This is a genomic window from Myxococcus llanfairpwllgwyngyllgogerychwyrndrobwllllantysiliogogogochensis (genome assembly GCF_006636215.1).
Classification (GTDB): domain Bacteria; phylum Myxococcota; class Myxococcia; order Myxococcales; family Myxococcaceae; genus Myxococcus; species Myxococcus llanfairpwllgwyngyllgogerychwyrndrobwllllantysiliogogogochensis.
Genome location: NZ_VIFM01000027.1, coordinates 15,045 through 31,356 on the forward strand (window position 1 = coordinate 15,045; position 16,312 = coordinate 31,356).

Annotated in this window: 12 protein-coding genes; 7 read left to right on the forward strand and 5 right to left on the reverse strand. The window is 67.5% G+C overall.

Annotated features, from left to right (window positions below):
* Window positions 1-74: 74 nt before the first annotated feature.
* Both FJV41_RS09350 and FJV41_RS09355 read left to right on the forward strand, forming a co-directional pair.
* Window positions 75-1,859: a DUF1588 domain-containing protein gene (locus FJV41_RS09350; protein WP_141642087.1), complete on the forward strand. Its 1,785-nt coding sequence runs from the start codon at window positions 75-77 to the stop codon at window positions 1,857-1,859.
* The gene (locus FJV41_RS09355; RefSeq protein ID WP_141642088.1) at window positions 1,856-3,463 is read left to right on the forward strand and encodes a DUF1552 domain-containing protein; all 1,608 of its coding nucleotides are present in this window, start codon (window positions 1,856-1,858) and stop codon (window positions 3,461-3,463) included. The genes FJV41_RS09350 and FJV41_RS09355 overlap by 4 nt, the downstream gene beginning before the upstream one ends.
* Before the next feature lie 107 nt (window positions 3,464-3,570).
* Here the strand turns inward: FJV41_RS09355 and FJV41_RS09360 are convergent, their stop codons facing one another.
* The 4 genes from FJV41_RS09360 to FJV41_RS09375 form a co-directional block, all read right to left on the reverse strand.
* The gene (locus FJV41_RS09360) at window positions 3,571-5,136 is read right to left on the reverse strand and encodes a tetratricopeptide repeat protein (RefSeq protein WP_246137106.1); all 1,566 of its coding nucleotides are present in this window, start codon (window positions 5,134-5,136) and stop codon (window positions 3,571-3,573) included.
* Window positions 5,137-5,320: 184 nt separating this feature from the next.
* Window positions 5,321-5,974, reverse strand: a complete 654-nt coding sequence (locus FJV41_RS09365; RefSeq protein WP_141642089.1) for a glutathione S-transferase family protein — start codon at window positions 5,972-5,974, stop codon at window positions 5,321-5,323.
* A 34-nt stretch (window positions 5,975-6,008) separates the two neighbouring features.
* Window positions 6,009-8,213, reverse strand: a complete 2,205-nt coding sequence (locus FJV41_RS09370) for a di-heme oxidoredictase family protein (RefSeq protein WP_181790515.1) — start codon at window positions 8,211-8,213, stop codon at window positions 6,009-6,011.
* A 205-nt stretch (window positions 8,214-8,418) separates the two neighbouring features.
* On the reverse strand, window positions 8,419-9,447 hold the full coding sequence (locus tag FJV41_RS09375) for a hypothetical protein (RefSeq protein ID WP_141642091.1): 1,029 nt from the start codon (window positions 9,445-9,447) through the stop codon (window positions 8,419-8,421).
* 236 nt (window positions 9,448-9,683) lie between these two features.
* Here FJV41_RS09375 and FJV41_RS53570 point away from each other — a divergent pair, with 236 nt between their 5' ends.
* The 5 genes from FJV41_RS53570 to FJV41_RS09400 all read left to right on the forward strand — a co-directional run bounded on the left by FJV41_RS53570 (window position 9,684) and on the right by FJV41_RS09400 (window position 14,513).
* Complete coding sequence (locus FJV41_RS53570) at window positions 9,684-10,181, forward strand: hypothetical protein (protein ID WP_246137107.1); 498 nt, start codon at window positions 9,684-9,686, stop codon at window positions 10,179-10,181.
* Between the two features lie 324 nt (window positions 10,182-10,505).
* Window positions 10,506-10,991 (forward strand): RNA polymerase sigma factor, encoded by a 486-nt coding sequence (locus tag FJV41_RS09385; RefSeq protein WP_174465285.1) that lies wholly within the window; start codon window positions 10,506-10,508, stop codon window positions 10,989-10,991.
* Window positions 10,988-11,692 (forward strand): DUF4384 domain-containing protein, encoded by a 705-nt coding sequence (locus FJV41_RS09390; RefSeq protein WP_141642093.1) that lies wholly within the window; start codon window positions 10,988-10,990, stop codon window positions 11,690-11,692. Before FJV41_RS09385 ends, FJV41_RS09390 begins: the two co-directional genes overlap by 4 nt.
* Window positions 11,689-13,233 (forward strand): caspase family protein, encoded by a 1,545-nt coding sequence (locus FJV41_RS09395; RefSeq protein WP_141642094.1) that lies wholly within the window; start codon window positions 11,689-11,691, stop codon window positions 13,231-13,233. Before FJV41_RS09390 ends, FJV41_RS09395 begins: the two co-directional genes overlap by 4 nt.
* Window positions 13,233-14,513 carry a right-handed parallel beta-helix repeat-containing protein gene (locus FJV41_RS09400; RefSeq protein WP_141642095.1) on the forward strand — a complete coding sequence of 427 codons (1,281 nt, stop codon included), beginning with the start codon at window positions 13,233-13,235 and terminating at the stop codon, window positions 14,511-14,513. Before FJV41_RS09395 ends, FJV41_RS09400 begins: the two co-directional genes overlap by 1 nt.
* 31 nt (window positions 14,514-14,544) lie before the next feature.
* Here FJV41_RS09400 and FJV41_RS09405 read toward each other — a convergent pair whose 3' ends face one another.
* The gene (locus tag FJV41_RS09405) at window positions 14,545-16,230 is read right to left on the reverse strand and encodes a DUF4082 domain-containing protein (RefSeq protein WP_181790517.1); all 1,686 of its coding nucleotides are present in this window, start codon (window positions 16,228-16,230) and stop codon (window positions 14,545-14,547) included.
* Window positions 16,231-16,312: the final 82 nt, after the last annotated feature.

Below are 16,312 nucleotides of genomic sequence, written 5' to 3' on the forward strand. Positions count from 1 at the left end.
GTGATGGCGAGAGTACCGTCGCCGGTGGCCCACCGGGCAGGAAAGTATTTTCGGCCCCGCGCGTAGCCAGGGACATGACGCTTCCTCGCTCCGTGGGCATCCTGCTTCTTTGCGCTGGCGTGGTCGCCTGTGAGGGCTCCGCCCAGCACACCCATCACCCCGGCGGAAACGAACCGGATCCGCCTCCGCCGGCCACGTCCGATTCCGTCCGTCCGGCGCCAGCGAAGTTCTCCTGTGACGCGAGCGCCGTCCCCTCGGACCTTCCGTTTCCACGGCTGTCCCGGACGCAGGTGATGAACTCGCTTCGCTTCTCTATTGCCCGTGCGCTGCCGAACGAGGCCGACGCCGTCTGGGAGAACCTCGCCCCCCTCCTTGCCCGCTACCCCACGGACCAGCGCACTCCCGCGCCTGGTGACTTGAAGGGTGGCTTCAGCCGGCTGGACCAGTCCATCCAGCAGACCCAGATTGACGTCATGTATGACCTGGGCAACGCCGTGGCCCAGGAACTCACCAGCACCGACGCGCGCCGCAACGCGCTCCTGGGAAGCTGCGCGAGCGACAGCCAGACCGCCAACGACCGGGCCTGCCTGGAGACCTTCATCCGGGGATGGGGCTCCCGCGTCCTGCGCTACCCGCTGCCGACGGCGGAGGTCACCGCCTTCGCGGACATCGCCGGGGCCACGCCGGTGAACAGGGCGGCGGTGGCGGATGTCATCACCACCGTCCTGAACTCGCCCTGGTTCCTCTACCGCGTCGAGCACGGCACCGCCGCCGGCCAGCCGGTGAGCCCCCTCTCCGCGTTCGAGCTGGCCGCGAAGCTGTCCTACCAGCTCTGGCAGGCGCCTCCGGACGACGCGCTCTGGGCCGCGGCGACCGATGGCTCGCTCCTGACCGAGACCGGCTTCAGCGCCCAGCTCGACCGGATGATGAAGAGCCCCCAACTGCGAGGCTCCCTGGACGAGTTCGTCAGCGAGTGGCTGCGGCTCGAGGAGCTGCCGTCGCTGGAGGCGCTCCGCAACGACCCGGTCTACCGGTCCTTCGTCGGAGCGCAGATGCCCTTGGACGCCACGCGCACCGCGATGTTCGAGGACGTCCAACTCTCCGCCTGGAACACCGTCGTGTCCGGTGGCACGGTGAGCGACTTCCTCCATGACAAGAGGTCCTACACGGCGGACCCCTTCCTGGCCGGCATCTACGGTGTCCCCGTCTGGAGTGGCTCCGGTCCGGCGCCGGTCATGCCGTCCCAGAACCGCGGCGGACTGCTGACCCGCGCGGCGTTGCTGGCCACGGGGACCCCGTCGACGCGTCCCATCCACAGGGGCTACCTGGTGCGAAACGCCCTGCTCTGCCAGCAAGTCGGGGCCCCTCCGCCCAATGCCAGCACCAGGCCGCCCGCGCCGACGGAGCGCATGACGACGCGACAGGTGGTGAGCCAGCTCACCTCCGGAGGCAGTTGTGGGGGATGTCATAACAACACCATCAATCCACCGGGCTTCGTGCTGGAAGGGTTCGACGCGCTCGGACGGGAGCGCGACGTGGAGCGGCTGTTCAACCCGCAGGGCCACGAGACGGCAACGCCCTCCGTGGACACCTCGGCGGACGTGTTGCTCTACGACTCCGAGCAACGCGTCATCTCCAGCGCCTCGGAGCTGTCGCGGATGATTGACGACAGCCAGCTCTTCGAGTCCTGCGTCGCGCAACACTACTTCCGCTTCGCGCACGCTCGCGTGGAGTCCACTTCCCGCGATGGGTGCCTTCTTTCGGAGATGGAGACGGTCGCGCGCAGCGGCGCACCGATGGCCGACCTGCTGAAGACCGTCGTCCAGCATCCCACGTTCAAGCAGAGGAGCTTCCAATGAGCAACACACCTGTCTTCCGTTGGGACCGCCGCATGTTCCTGCGCGGCGCGGGCGGAGCCGTGCTGGCTTTGCCGCTGCTCCCATCGCTCTTGAGCCCCCGCGAAGCGAAGGCCCAGGCCGCCTGGCGCCCGAAGTCCTTCGTGCATTTCCGCACCCCCCACGGCGCCATCTTTGGCGCGAGCATGTGGCCGGGGGACCCGGCGCTGACGCAGTCCCTGTTCTACGCGGACCACGACGTGCGGCGGGGAGACCTGGCCGCGACGGCCCAGGCGAACGGTGATGCGGTCATCAGCCGGGTGCTGACCGCGAAGTCGTCCGTGCTCACGCCCACGCTCATCTCGAAGATGAACATCCTGCGGGGACTCGATTTCCCCCTGTACATGGGTCACAACTTCGGCGCCCCGCTGGGCTACTACGACTTCGACAAGCAGAGGCCCGGCTCACCTCGAGCGACCATCGACCAGGTGATGGCCTATTCACCGGCCTTCTACCCGAGCGTCGCCTCCGTCCGGAAGCGAAGCGTCGCCATCGCCGGCGCAAGCACCTCGACCGGCAGCTGGGGATACAACACCCCAGGTGTTCGCTCCTCCGGAGTCGCCTCCAGCGCCATCGGCGGCACCGAGAGTTCGCTCGCCCTCTTCGACACCTTGCTGGCCGGCAGCAGCAGCCCCGGCACCGCCCGGACTCCCGTGGTGGACAAGGTCCTCGAAAGCTACCGGCGGCTGCGCAACGGCAACAGTCGGCTCTCGGCCGAGGACAAGGGGCGACTGGACCAGCACATCGACGCGGTCGCGGAGCTGCAGCGCCGGCTGGAGACCACCAGCACCGGCTGCCAGGTGCCGGCCCGTCCCACCACCGACAACCTGTCGCTGCGAAACTCCAGCTCCTTCGCGGGAGACCCCGCGAAGAACGTCGAGTACTTCCGGCTCATCAACGAGGTGCTCGCCGTGGCGATGAACTGCGGCGTCTGTCGCGTCGCCACCATCAGCATCGACGAGCACAACCAGAACCTGACCTTCACCCCCCGCGCGCCCCAGGGCGAGGACTGGCACAACAACGTCGTTCATCCCTCGACCGTGCCCGGGGCGAACCAGGACCTGGTGGTCCAGTTCAACCAGGTCTTCTTCTCGCAAGTGTTCCTCGACCTCGTCTCCCGCTTCGAGCGGTTCTCGAACGGCGCGGGCGGGACCCTGCTGGATGATTCGCTGCTCGCGTGGGGACAGGAGAACGGCAACACGCCCCACTTCTCCTTCTCCGTCCCGGTGGTGACGGCCGGGAGCGCGGGGGGCGCCCTCAAGACGGGCAACTACTGCGACTACCGGAACATCACGCGCAAGGTGAGCGGCGACTCGAGCACGGGCAGCGAGGGCAGCTTCCTGTGGTCGGGCCTTCTCTACAACCAGTGGCTCGGCACGGCGCTCCAGGCGATGGGCATCCCGCAGGCGGAGTGGAGCGAAACCGACCACTCCGGCTACGGCTGGAAGGCGTCGTACCAGTCCACCTACGAGTACCTCTTCACGAACAAGGGCTTCAGCTCGGCGCAGGCCTATCCCGCGGTGATGTGGCAGAAGGCTGGAGAGCTGCTGCCGTTCCTCTCGCCCTGACAGACCCGAGGGGCCACGTGTGCGGCCCCCAGCTTCGCTGCATCGTTCACGCGCCAAGGCCACGGTCGGCTGTGCGTCAAGGCGCGTGAGCGAGGCCCTTCAGACTGTCATTTCGAACCCGGCTCCAGCTTCCGCAATTCTCGCTCCGCGTGCTTGCGTTGAGCCGCGGTGCCCTTGCGCTGCAGGAAGGACCGATAGGCCTTGATGGCCTCGGGTCCCTTCCCCATGTCCCGAAACAGATCTCCCCGATTCAGGTGGAGCACATTGCGCTCGCGGCCCGTCTCGGTGAGCAGCGCCAGGCATTCGTCGAGGACGGCCTCGGCCTGGGACCACTCCTTCTGGGACCACAGCGCGAAGCCGAGGTTGTTGAGGATCTCCGCCCGGAGGTCGATGGTCGCATTCAACTGCTGGTTCATCTGCTTCCTCAGGCTGGTGTCCTCCACGGTGATCGCGTCCAGGGTGCCCTCAATGACGAGCCGGCCGCTCTCGAGCCATGTCCGGTACAGCGTGGTCCACGCTGCGAGCGCCTCCTTCTGGTGCCCCGTTTTCCACTGACTGAGTGCCTCCTCGTTCGCGGCGAGCAGGCCCTGGTGGGTGCGACGGGAGTCTTCCAACTCCATCCGGTTCGCGTCCTCCATCTTCTTCGTCAGCCTTCCGTCCTCCGCCATCTCCTCGAACTCCGGAAGGGAGTATTCGCGCCCCATGTATTCCTTGCACGTGACGCTGGCTTCGCCCGTCTGCGCGAACGTGCAATCACAGGTAGGAAGCGCGGTGCCCCCACCCGTCCAGCTCATGGAGTACACCGTCTGGGGCAGTTGGCCATACAGGTCGCCGAAGGAGACGGTCTCCTTGAGACACTCGCAGATCTCCCGGGTCATCGCCTCACTGGCGGTGGTGTTCAACTTGAGGGTGAGGCTGTCGATGACCCACAGGGCGCACTCCCCCTCGGACGCAGCGAGCAGCCAGCGGGAGTTGGGCAGATAGGACCAACTGAGATTGCGAGCCCCTCCGTCCCTGGGACCCAGCACCTTCTCCAGGGCGACCGCTGCCTCTGGAAAGGTCTCCACGGGGGAGCGTGCTTCATCCGGGAAGAGGGAGACGACCCATGCCTCCTTCGTGCGCCGGAACCGGACCAGACACCGCTGAGCGTCATTGCCAAAACGGACCGCGGCGGAGGTCTCGCTCTCGGGCTCGGGGATGAGCCGCGCGACCTTGCCCATCGTCGGACAGCCATTGAGCGGCAGACTCGTTCGTACCAGGGCCGGGGCAACGGGCTGCCCCGTGCGTGAGTCCACCACGAAGAAGGCATCATGGAACGGAGGATTATCCGAGGACTCGCGAGTCCGTGGACTGGGGACAACGAAGTAGCCCACGCGAAGTCCGGCCTCCGGGAGTTCGACCCAGCGCTCATCGAGGAGGAATCGTCCGCCGCGCCAGTCCTGGAAGGCGGGGGTCTTCTTGAGGTTCGCCGACGAAATCTCCGGGGAGGTCGCGGGCGCGACGGCGACAAGGAGTGGCAGGAGGAATGAAAGCATGGGCGGTCTGTGACTGTAGTCCTCGCGCTGCCTTCGCGCGAAGTCCGGAACGCAGCGGTTCGTGTCGCTGAGGTTGAGCCACGGCGTCGCGGGCGACCAGGTGGTCACCGCGATGGAGAAGCTCAAGCAAGAGGGCAAGTACGGCTACATCGACTTGCGCGCCGTCCTGGACGACAAGGGCGAGGGATTATTCAAGACGCAAAAGGAGTGGGCGCAGGAGCCGGAGGACGACCAGAACCGTCCCGTCAACGGCCCCAGGCCCGGGTTCACCGACGCGCTTCGACTGGCACGGCAGCCCTCCCCGGGGCGAGCCAGCGTGCCGTCACGCGGTCGGCGGGGCGGCGTTGAACACCGCTCGTTGCGCGGCGAACGCACGCTGGTAGGCGGGCCGCGCTTCGGCGCGGGCGATATAGGCGGCGAGGCTCGGATACGCCTCGAGAATGCCCGACGTCTGCAGTCTGCGCAGGACCGTCACCATGAGGATATCGGCCGCGCTGAAGGCGCCTCCGAGCCAGTCCGCGTCGCCGAGAAACGCGGAGAGGTCGTCCAGCCGTTTCCGGATGAGGGTGTCCAGCGCGCGCAGGCGATGCTCGTACCAGGGCTGGTCGCGCTCGAGAATCATCACCAGACTGCGGTCGAAGATGGGCGGCTCAACCGTATTGAGCGCCGCGAACATCCACGCAATCACGCCCGCGCGGCCATTCGCGTCTTCCGGCAGCAGGCCGGCATGGCGCTCCGCGATGTGGAAGACAATCGCGCCGGACTCGAACAAAGCGAGACTCCCCTCCTCATAGGTCGGAATCTGACCGAACGGATGCAGCGCCTTGTGCGCGGGCTCCTTCATCGCCTCGAACGACAGCAGACGGACGTCGTAGGACTGGCCCACTTCCTCCAGCGCCCAGCGCACCCGCATGTCCCGCGCCAGCCCGTTGCCGCGATCAGGTGAGCGCTCAAAGGCGGTGATGGTGATGGTCATGTCCTGCTCCTTGCCCTCACCCATATCACTCCCGTCAGAGTGACTGGATGAACTTGAGCAGGGCCGCCCTCTGGGAGCCGCCCAGGGTGCGGAAGGCCTCCTTGGAGGACTCAGCTTCTCCACCGTGCCACAGGATGGCCTCGGAGAGGCTGCGCGCACGGCCGTCATGCAGATAGGCCTCCCCGCCGCTGACGCCAGCCGTCAAGCCAATGCCCCAAAGCGGTGGCGTGCGCCACTCCGCTCCCGTGGCCCCCTCCTCGGGGAGGTTGTCCGCCAGCCCCGGTCCCATGTCATGCAACAGCATGTCGGTGTAGGGACGAATCACCTGGCTGCGCAGCTCGGTGTGGGGGTGATACGGGCTGGTCGCCAACGTCGCGACGTGGCACCGGGCACAGCCCATGCTGCCGAAGAGGCCTTCCCCCTGAAGCGCCTGAGCGTCATTGAGATTGCGGCGCGCGGGGACCCCGAGCAGGGCGACGTAGCGAACCATCCTATCCAGGTCCGCGTCAGCCAACTCGGTGCTTGCTCCGGCACAGGTCTGTCCCGAGCCGCAATCCGGAACAGGGAAGACAGAGGTGGTGACCCCCATATCGACATTGAGCGCGCTCGCGATCTGATGCCTGAGCCGCGCCTTGCCCGCCTTCCAACCGAAGCGCCCCATGCGCGCCTGGCCCGTCTGTGGATCAACCACGGTCTGCATGCGACCCGAGATGCCGTCGGCATTGGCGTCGTTGGGATCGGCGAGGCTGGCAATCATGTTCTCATCGAGCGCCTCCAGCAGTCCCAGCCCGATCAAGGGCGGAGTGATTCGGGCCGAATGGTGCGTGGGAACGGGCCCCGTGAAGCTGTAGAGGGGGCGCCGCAACTGATAGCCCGTGCCATCACCGAACGTGCCGTTCGTTACCGTCCAGCCCGAGATGCTCACGTTGCCCTCGGGGCTCCCGCTGGTGCTCTGCGGTTGAAGGACCCACCCCAGTCCAGGATGCGCCGTCACGGTGGTGCCGACCGCGCCCACCCTGACGGTATAGAGGAGAGGAGGCGCGAGGACGACGTGGCCAGGATTCCCTCCACTGGCGCCACCGCCGTTCACCGTGAAGCTCACCGGGGACGTCGTGCTCAGCCCCCCCGAGGTGTTGCCGATGGTGAAGTGGTACTGGACGGCCGTGCCCGCCGGGATGTTCTTGAGGAGATGGGTGTTCGCGTTGGAGCTGTCATGCGCCATCCGGAAGCTCTGCTGGGCGCCTCCGTTGAGCTTGTAGTGAAGGTCCGCCCAGGGCGCGTCATTCACATAGAAGCGCAAGGTATACAGGGACGTCGCCGGGTCGGGAGGAAGCCCGCGGCCATTGTTGGTGTGACAGGCCACGCAGCTGCGACCGATATAGGAGGGCCCGAGCTTGTTCTGCTGCGCGGTGAGGCTTGGGTTGCCAGCCTCCGAGTGGGAGCCATCGCTGAAGTCGGTGTGATGCAGGCGCCGCCCCTCGACGAATGGCTGAGCGTTCCCCGGCGCCGTGTTCGTCGCCATCTGCTTGAACAGGTGCGCCGGCTCGTTCGAGTAGCTGTAGCCAAGCGTCGTGCGCCCTCCCAGCCAGGCGGTCTCCGGCAGGGGAAACGAGTCCAGGTTCGAGCCCCTTCCTTCCCAGGGCACCATGCCACCCTGGCCCACGATGTAGAGGAACGCCGTCCCGTAATAGTTGGCGCGTCCCACGACGGGAGGGAGCAGGAACGGGCTGATTTCAATCTCCATGCGGTCGCCCATCTGGATCCGCCGGTTCTCCTTCGCATTGTAATTGATGGTGGCCGTGTAGTGCAGTGGATCCACCTGCGTCATGTCCACGTTGAACCAATACTGAGAGAGCACCGCCTGCCCCTGGTAGAACGCGCGGAAGTCCGGCGTGTCCAAGGGCCAGAGCGTGGTGATGTTGACGGTGATGTCGCCGCCACCCTTGGCGACCCTGTCGATGATCTCAATGCCGTGGGTGCGGTATTCGAAGTACAGCGGCAGGTAGTGCTCGTAGCTTTGGAACTGGGATTCACGGGCGTGGCGATCACGCGACCGGTCCGCGAGGCGGGTGATGAGCGCCGTCGGCGTATCCACCACGACCGCGGGCTCCAGCGGGGTGCTGGAGTCGAAGAGCGGGACCACCGAGAGCATGGACGCCGGCATCGAGGAAGGCGCGGGCTGCGCTTCATCGCGCTCGGCCTGGGGCGCGTTCCCGCAGGCGCCGATGAACACCCCCATGATGGCCAGACTCCAAGCCGCCGCTCGTGTGCTGGAAGGTTCTCTCATGCCCTGAAGTCTATCGCATCAAAAGCCGGAATAGACTGATTTCGAGCTTAACTCGCCATGTGTATGGCGTCTGTGTGGAATGAGATAATCGAGCGGCTTGCTCAGGCGCGCCCTGGCGTCATCCGTCTGGATGACGCACACCGCCCATACACCAGCGCTACAGGAACTCGTCCCCTCCCCCAGCCTCCGGCTCCTGCGCGGAGAGCAGAACATTCCCGGGCCGCTGCTCCACGCGGAGGCCCAGGCCCAGGGCCGTCAACTCCTCGAGCGCGGCGAGGGCCTCCATGACGGGCTGGACATCCGCGACCCGGGCAGGCACGGCGATGCGCTCCAGACGCGAGCCCACCCGCTCCAGCAGCACGTGCGGAGGGAGTGCCTCGATGTATCGGCCATACAGATAGGCGGGCGCACTCAGCTGGGCGACCTCGGAGGGTGAGAGGGTCGCGACACTCGTATCGAAGCGCGCCCTCACCTCCTCCACCGAAGTGTCCTGACGCCACAGCCCGAGCAGGGAGCGCAGGAAGTCCATCAACGGTTGCGCCCGGGACGAGCCCAACTTCGCCGAGGCGACCTCCAGCGCCCGCTCGGCGCGTGCGGTGTCCGGCTCGACGAAGAACAGCGGCAGCACTTCTTCGATGCCTGGGGTGTAGAGGGGTTCGGCGAGTTGCTCCGGCGCACCCGCGAACGCGCGCAGCGTCTCGGATTCGAGCGGCTCACCCGCGAGCCACTGGCACCACAGCGCCTCCAGCGAGCCCGCGGCGAGCGAAGCGCGGCGCATGAGATGGGGTCGTGCCTGCTCCACGCCTCCGAACAACACGACGGTCACCAGGTCCGCGGTGCAAGGCCCCTCGGGGAACTCGAGCGCATCCACCCCCGTCCAGCGCGCGTACCGTTTGCGCTTCAGGTCGCGCTGGACCTCGCTCGCCACCTCGCTCCACGCGGACCAGGGCACACCCAGCGCCGCGTAGTCCTTCCGGAGTCCCTCATCCGCGGGGGCCGAGACCTCGTTGGGGCGCTTCTTGAAGTCGGTCCGCACGCGCTTGAGTTCCTTCGCGAGCGCGGGCAGCTCTTCCGCTGGACAGCCCCCAGTCAGGAGCCGGAGGCGGGAGATGGGGACTCCGGGCAACTTGAGCAGCCAGGATTTGAACGCCGACCAGGCGGGTGCGGAGAGGTCTCGGGATTCCACGGTCTGTCCTCGTTCAGGCGCCAGGCCCGCGCCCCCTCGATGAGTCGCGGGGTCATGTGGCCTGCCTGGTCCATCATGAAAGTTTGCTCCGGTGATGGCTACGCCCTCGGCCTGGACCCCCGGGGCGTCCAGGCTTTGTCGGCACATGTGGTCGGTCGAGCGCCAGCGTGGGCCCGGAGGGCGTGGTGTGCCCCATTTTCTGTCAGCCCCTCGCAGCCGAACGATATGCTGAACTCATGGAGACGCTGACTGACTGGCTCTTGATTCTTCTACCCTTCGCGGGATTGGTCTCGCTCTGGCTCGTCACGAACGCACGCGAAAAGCAAGTCGCCGAAAAAGTATACCGAGCCGTGGACGAAGGCCGGCTGAGTGACGTCAAGTCCATGCTCTCAAAGCATGCCTTTCCGAGCCAGCGCACAGTCGTCGTCGCGACCTCCATCGTCAGAGCCGTTCAATCAAGACAACCTGCGATCCTCGACTTTCTTCTCAGCAAAGAGCTGAAACCCATATCACTCACCCAGAAGCTTGATTCATTTCTTCACGAGCAGTCGCTGAGAGGTGGCTGGAGGGGCGTTGTTCTCTGGCAGTCGCGAACCTCGCACATGTTCGAGCCTTGGAGAGACCTCAGCAAAAGCGATAAACTCAAGCTGAGAAGCAGGGCCTCTCGCGGCGACACGGTAGAAACGGCAAAGGCCCATCTTCGTGGCGAACGTGGACGATGGACCGTCCCATGAAGAGGGAGAAGCTCGGCCACCCTGCATGAGTGCGTCAAAACGCGCATCACGACGGTGATCGATGCTCACGGCGAGCCGCCTTCCCCCCACTGAAGGAGCGCGAGTCAGCGCCGGGCGGGAGGGAGGCTCACCTCCGTCTTGCCGGGGGATGCGACGCCCTCACTCCTCGCGAACGCGCTCGGCATCAACCTCCCCGGCTCCAACCCGGATGGCGGCACCGCGCCGCGCTGAACCGCCCCTGCCGCTCCGTCTTCCGCCGTTCGGAGGCTGGGTGTACGCTCGGTGTCGCAGCGGTAGATGTCCTCCCCTCATCGGATTTCCCTGATGCGCGACGGTGATGCCCTCAGTGAGGTCTGCCGCAGACTGGGACCGGCCATCTACCGCCGGTGTCTGAAGATCCTGCGCAATCCAGACGAGGCCGCGGACGCCTGTCAGAAGGTCTACATGCAGTTGGTGCGTCATCGCTCCCGGCTTCCTCCGGAACCCGAACAACTGCGCTGGGTCTACGTCGTCGCGACGCGGGTGTGTTTCGCCCAACTGCGCGACGATGCCTGGGAGACGGCGAGCGGGGCGGAGCTGAACCACGACGCGCCCGCGCCCACGGACAGCTTCGCGGAGGTGGCCGACCGGCAGATGGCGCTCAAGGCGCTCTCCTGCGCCACGGAGCACGAGCGGATGGTCGCGTGGCTCGTGCTCGTCGACGGCCACTCCCAGGAGGAGGCCGCCGAGCTTCTCAGCCTCTCGCGCAAGACGGTCGGCAAGCGCATCCAGCTCTTCCTGGCGAACGCCCGCCGAGGGGTCTTCGAATGAACGCGGCACGGACGGCGCAGTGCCCGAGCGACCTCGCGCTCGAGGAGCACCTGCTCCACGCGAATCCCGCCACTGCCCGGCACATCGCCGGGTGTGCCCATTGCCAGACCTGGGAACGGTCCGCCGCGGAGGCCTCGCGCGCGTTCGCCCGCGAGAACCCTCGCTGGATGGCGACGACCCAGGCCAGGTCCCGGCCTCTGCCGCGATGGGCGCCACTGCTGCCGGCGGCCGCCCTCGCCGCGGCCGCCCTGTTCTTCCTCCGCTCCCCTCCCCCGGAGTCCCCGCTCTATGCGACCAAGGGCGAGGAGCTCACCGTCTACATCGGAGGGCAGGGAGCGCCGCGAGCCGCGACCCAGGGCGAGCGGGTGCGACCAGGAGAGGCGCTCCGCTTCCAGGTCGCGCCGGGCGCGGCGGCCTTTGTCTGGATTGCCTCCGTCGACTCGACGGGCGCCGTCTCCCGCCTCGTGCCCGCGGAAGGGACGACACCACTCGCGGTGGACGGGACACAGCTGCTTCCGGGCAGCGCGGTGCTCGATGCGGCTGAAGGCCCGGAGCGGATCTGGGCGGTGATGTCGCGGGAGCCCCTGAGCTGGGCCGTCGTGGAGCAGGCTCTCCAGGGGAGCCCGGTGCGGGACTCCACGACAGTTCAAATCCCCGGCGCTCGGACCGCCACGGTGTTGCTCGAGCGCGGCGCTCCATGAGCCGGCTTGCGTTGCTCCTCGTGTTCTTCTTCGCGGCTTCCGCGAAGGCCCAGTTGCCCGAACGGCGCTTTGCTCTCGCGGTCGGCGGCAACGTGGGCGCACCGGGCCACGCGCGGCTCCGCTTCGCGGAGGCGGATGCCTCGCGCTTCGCGGACACGCTGAAGGAGCTCGGGGGCTTTCACGGCGAGGACGTGCGCGTGCTTCATCAGCCCACTCGCGCGCGGCTGCTCGCGGAGGTGCGAGCGCTCGAACAGCGCATCGCCGAAGCGGCCCGCCACTCCTCGCGGCGAAACCTGCTGCTCCTCTACTGGTCCGGGCATGCCACGGAGCAAGGCCTGGAGCTGGGAAGCGAGAGCCTCTCCTTCGCCGAGCTGAGGAAGCTGCTCGGGGCCTCGCGTGCGCACGTGCGACTGGCTTTCGTGGATGCGTGCAGGTCCGGAGGGCTCATCACCCCGAAGGGGGCGAAGGCCCTTCCCGGTGGCTTCGCGCTCGACGTCACGAGCGACGAGTCCCCGGATGGGACCGCGATTCTCGCGTCCTCGGGTCCAGGGGAGAACGCGCTCGAGAGCGCGGAGCTGCGCGGGAGCTTCTTCACGCACCACCTGACGGCCGGGCTTCGCGGCGCCGCGGACGCCGATGGAGACAGTCGCATCACGCTCCAGGAAGCCTATCGCTATGCCTATGCGAAGACCGTCTCCCATACGGCCGAGGTCTCCGGAGTCGCCCAGCGCCCAACGTATGCCCTGGACCTGAAGGGAAAGGGCGAGCTCGTGCTCACCGAGCTGCGCCACGCGGACGCGCGTCTTGTCTTCGCTCCGGGGACGGAGCCCGACAGGCGCTGGCTCGTCGTGCGCGACGAGGGGCTCGGCGAGGTGCTGGAGCTCCGAGAGGACCCGGTGAAGCCACGGCAGCTCGCGCTGCGTGCCGGAAGCTACCGGCTGATTCGCACGACCGCGGACGATGTCCGGACCGGCGCCTTCGCACTCGTGCGCGGGGAGGAGCGGACGGCCACGACCGTCACGCTGACGCAGCGGCCTTTCGCCGAGCGCGGAGAGAAGGGAGGCGAGGCCGTCGGACGGAAGCTGGAGTTGCTCGCCGCGGTCGGTCTCAACACACCGCCACTTCGGGGCATGGGACTTGCGCCCGCGCTGGTGCTGGGAGGGGACGTCGCGATGGGGACATCCCAGACGCTGCGGCTCCGCGCGAGATACCAGGACGGCCGGGGCCAGGATGCCGGGCTGCCCTACGCGCTCCGGAGCCTGGGAGGGGATGTCGCGTGGCTCTGGCGGCTTCCTGTCCGGGGGCTCGAAGCCGGTGGCAGGCTGGGGGCGGATGCGGTCCGGCAGTCGGTGGCGAGCACGTCGGAAGGGACGGCGTTCCGCGGACGCGTGGGGGCGGTGCTCTCCCATGCGCTGCCCCTCGGGGGCCGGGTCTCCTGGTTCTCGGAGGTGGAGGCACAGCTCGCCTCGTTCAGGCTGAATGACCGCGTGGTCCTTCGGCCCGCGGTCGAAGCCGTCACCGGCCTGGGCTTCCGACTCTGATGCGTGACGTCCTCCTCATCGCGGCCCTGGGCCTCTTCGCGTGCGCGTGTGGTGAAGGCCTCTTCGATGCACGCGGGCGGCCCGACGTGCGTGTCATCGGACGCGAAGGCGGCACCGTCACCTCCCGCGATGGTCGCCTCCGGGTGACCCTTCCGCCGGGAGCACTCAAGAGCGAGGAGACCGTCTCACTCCGGGAGCTGGGGGTGCGGAGCTGGTCGGTGGGGGTGGCTTATGCCCTGGAGCCTTCCATGCGGACGCTCGCCGTCCCCGCGCGGGTGGAGATGCGCGCCGAGTCGGCCCCGGGCCACCGTGGCCCCGCCTCCCTTGTCCGGATGACCCGGGATGGCCTCCCAGCCCCGATGGCCGGTTCCTGGAGCGAAGGGACGCGGAGCTTCGGCCAGCTCTCCGCACTCGAGGACCTCGGGCTCGCGCAGCCCCTGTGCTCCGAACCCATCGAATGCGCGGATGGCTTCCGGTGCGAGGACGGCGCGTGCAAGTCCTGTCCCGCCAACGTCTCCTGCCGGGCCAACCCGGACCTTCCCGGCCCGCGGAACACCGGCGTCCCCCCGGGCACGACGCTGGTCCGGCATGAGGGAGACGTCGTGCTGGACACACCGGGGGCCGTGCTCGAGGACCGGGACATCCACGGTCGACTCATCATCCGCGCGAACGACGTCACCGTGCGCCGGTGTGTCGTGCACGCGCCGGTACCCCGCGAGATTGACGGCATCATCAACGTCTCAGGGGCGACGGGCGTCCTGCTGGAGGACATCGAGGTCTTCGCCGAGGAGTCCTCGACGCTCCAGTGGGGCGTGGTGGGAGGAGGCTTCACCGCGCGCCGGCTCGACGTGCATGGGGTGGTGGTGGGGATGGGCCTGCGGTCCGGCGCTCGGGTGGAGTCCTCGTGGATCCACGCATTGGACCCGGTGGGCGCCCAGTACGGCATCAGCGTCTTCGAAGGGCGCGACATCGGCATCTATGACAGCAACGTGCATGGCCCCGGGGAAGACATCGGCGCGGCGGTCTTCGTGAACCAGCAAGTGGGGCCCACGCGAGACGTGAGGGTGGAACGCAACCGGCTCGACCGCGGCAGTTGCATCGTGAACCTGGGACATGCGGGCGGCACAAGCCTTCAAGGCATGGTGGTGCGCAACAACGTCTTCGGCGCCCGGACGGTCTACGACTGCGCCGTGCTCGTGAGCACCCAGACGCAGCTGTCCGCCGAGGGCAACGTCTGGGAGGCCACGGGTGTGGAGGTCCCCATCGAGCGACACGATTGAGACCTCCGGGATGCCGCCCTGAGGCGGCTCGCTAGTTCGACGGAGGAAGGACCGTTCCGTCCTCCCAGGTGTTGTTGGACCAGACGTTCCCCGGCTCCGAGGTGTCGAAGCTGGTGATGGCCCCGTACCAGCCGCAGCGCCCGCTCTGACCGCGACCGAAGACGTTGCCGATGAAGCGGATGTTGTTCGTCGCGCCCGAGTAGGGCTTGCCCTGGGACGACCCGCCATAGGCGCAGAAGCCACCCGTCGTGCCGGGGAAGAAGTTGTTCTCCACCAGGTTGTTCTCCACCGGAGCGAAGTCGCCATAGCCGGTGAGCGCCGCCGAACAGCCCGCGTCGGGCGGCACGTCCGGCGCGTCGCAGACGATGGTGTTGTGCCGGAGCGTGACATTCCGGCCCATCCGGATGCCGGACTCGTGCGCGGTCCCCGTCTCGTCCGTCATCTGGCCATGGACGTAGGAGTCGCGAATCTCGCAGTCGTGCCAGCAGTGGATGGAGCGATTGCCACCCTGCACGTGCACGCGAACGGCGGTGAAGTTCACGGCGCCTACTCCCGTGACGATGCGGTCACCCGCGTCGACGTGGGAGTCGGTGAGCGTGAAGGAGAAGCCGGTGGAGTTCTCGTCGGTGGAGACACTCCCGTTGATCTTCGAGTTGCGGATGATGACGCCCGCCGCGCGGATGGTGAGGTCGCAGTTCACCGTCTTGGAGTCGATGAGCGTGTTGGCCACGGAGATGGAGCACGGTCCGGTGTAGGGCGTGAGCTGCGTTCCCGCCGGCACTCCTGTATTGCTCGCATTCGGAAAGCCGCCGGCCGGAGGGCTGGAGCCGGTCGTCGCCGTGACGGCGTTCGAGTCGGCGCTGAGATTGCCCGCGGCATCACGCGCCTTCACCAGGTAGCTGTAGGCCGTGGCCGCCGTGAGGCCCGTGTCCGAGTAGGTGCGGCTCGCCGTGGAGGCGATCTTCACGCCATCGCGGAAGATGTCGTAGGCCGCGACGCCGACATTGTCCGTGGAGGCATTCCAGCCCAGGTTGATGGCGCTCGCGGACGCCGCGGACGCGACGAGTCCCAAGGGGGCGGTCGGCGCCTGGGTATCCGGCGAGGGCTCGGTGCTGTCCGGAAGGAAGACCACATCCACGGCGTAGTCGGTGTTCTGGTAGCCCTGCGTCGGAAAGCCGCCGCCATAGCGATAGACGCCGTTGACCCCGTCCACGCCCGATGCGAGTCCCCGGATGGGGCCGCGTGACTTCTCCGTGTTGAAGCCGCCCACGGTGGCGCCGTACCGTCCGGCCGCCGCGTAGTACGACACGACATAGGTGGTCCCCGCGATGACGGTGATGGGGGAAGCGAAGCGCACCGTCTGCCAACCCGTCGTCGTCTCGCTCGTGGAGGTCGCCTCCGCGAGCTTCGCGCCCGCCCGGTTCCACAGACTCACGCGGTGCGGACCGGCATTCTGGGCCCCTCCCTTGAAGAAGCGCACGCCACGGACCGTGCCCGGAACGGACACGCGGAACTTCATCCCCAGCTCCACCGCGCCGGTATCGCTGTCCATCGCGATGGTGGGGCGCGCCGAGTCGAGGAAGAGCGAAACCTCGCCCGCCTCGAGGGATTGGTGCTCACCGGCGAGCAACTCCTGGCGCGGGGAATCGTCCACGGTGCCGGCGGAACAGGCGGACAACACGATGAAAAGGACCGCTGCAAGACTCCGAACTCTCATGGGCACTGCCTCCGAAGGATTTCTTTTCGGGCGGCTAATGCGCGAGCCGCGATTCATGGGAACCCGAAGCGCACGAAAAAGC

Excerpts from the sequence above, each read along its gene's own strand:
- FJV41_RS09395 (WP_141642094.1), top strand. The coding sequence starts at position 11,689 with ATGAGCCGGCTTGCGTTGCTCCTCGTGTTCTTCTTCGCGGCTTCCGCG.
- FJV41_RS09385 (WP_174465285.1), top strand. The coding sequence starts at position 10,506 with ATGCGCGACGGTGATGCCCTCAGTGAGGTCTGCCGCAGACTGGGACCG.
- FJV41_RS09400 (WP_141642095.1), top strand. The coding sequence starts at position 13,233 with ATGCGTGACGTCCTCCTCATCGCGGCCCTGGGCCTCTTCGCGTGCGCG.
- FJV41_RS09405 (WP_181790517.1), bottom strand. The coding sequence starts at position 16,230 with ATGAGAGTTCGGAGTCTTGCAGCGGTCCTTTTCATCGTGTTGTCCGCC.
- FJV41_RS09355 (WP_141642088.1), top strand. The coding sequence starts at position 1,856 with ATGAGCAACACACCTGTCTTCCGTTGGGACCGCCGCATGTTCCTGCGC.
- FJV41_RS09365 (WP_141642089.1), bottom strand. The coding sequence starts at position 5,974 with ATGACCATCACCATCACCGCCTTTGAGCGCTCACCTGATCGCGGCAAC.
- FJV41_RS09350 (WP_141642087.1), top strand. The coding sequence starts at position 75 with ATGACGCTTCCTCGCTCCGTGGGCATCCTGCTTCTTTGCGCTGGCGTG.
- FJV41_RS09370 (WP_181790515.1), bottom strand. The coding sequence starts at position 8,213 with ATGGGGGTGTTCATCGGCGCCTGCGGGAACGCGCCCCAGGCCGAGCGC.
- FJV41_RS53570 (WP_246137107.1), top strand. The coding sequence starts at position 9,684 with ATGGAGACGCTGACTGACTGGCTCTTGATTCTTCTACCCTTCGCGGGA.
- FJV41_RS09390 (WP_141642093.1), top strand. The coding sequence starts at position 10,988 with ATGAACGCGGCACGGACGGCGCAGTGCCCGAGCGACCTCGCGCTCGAG.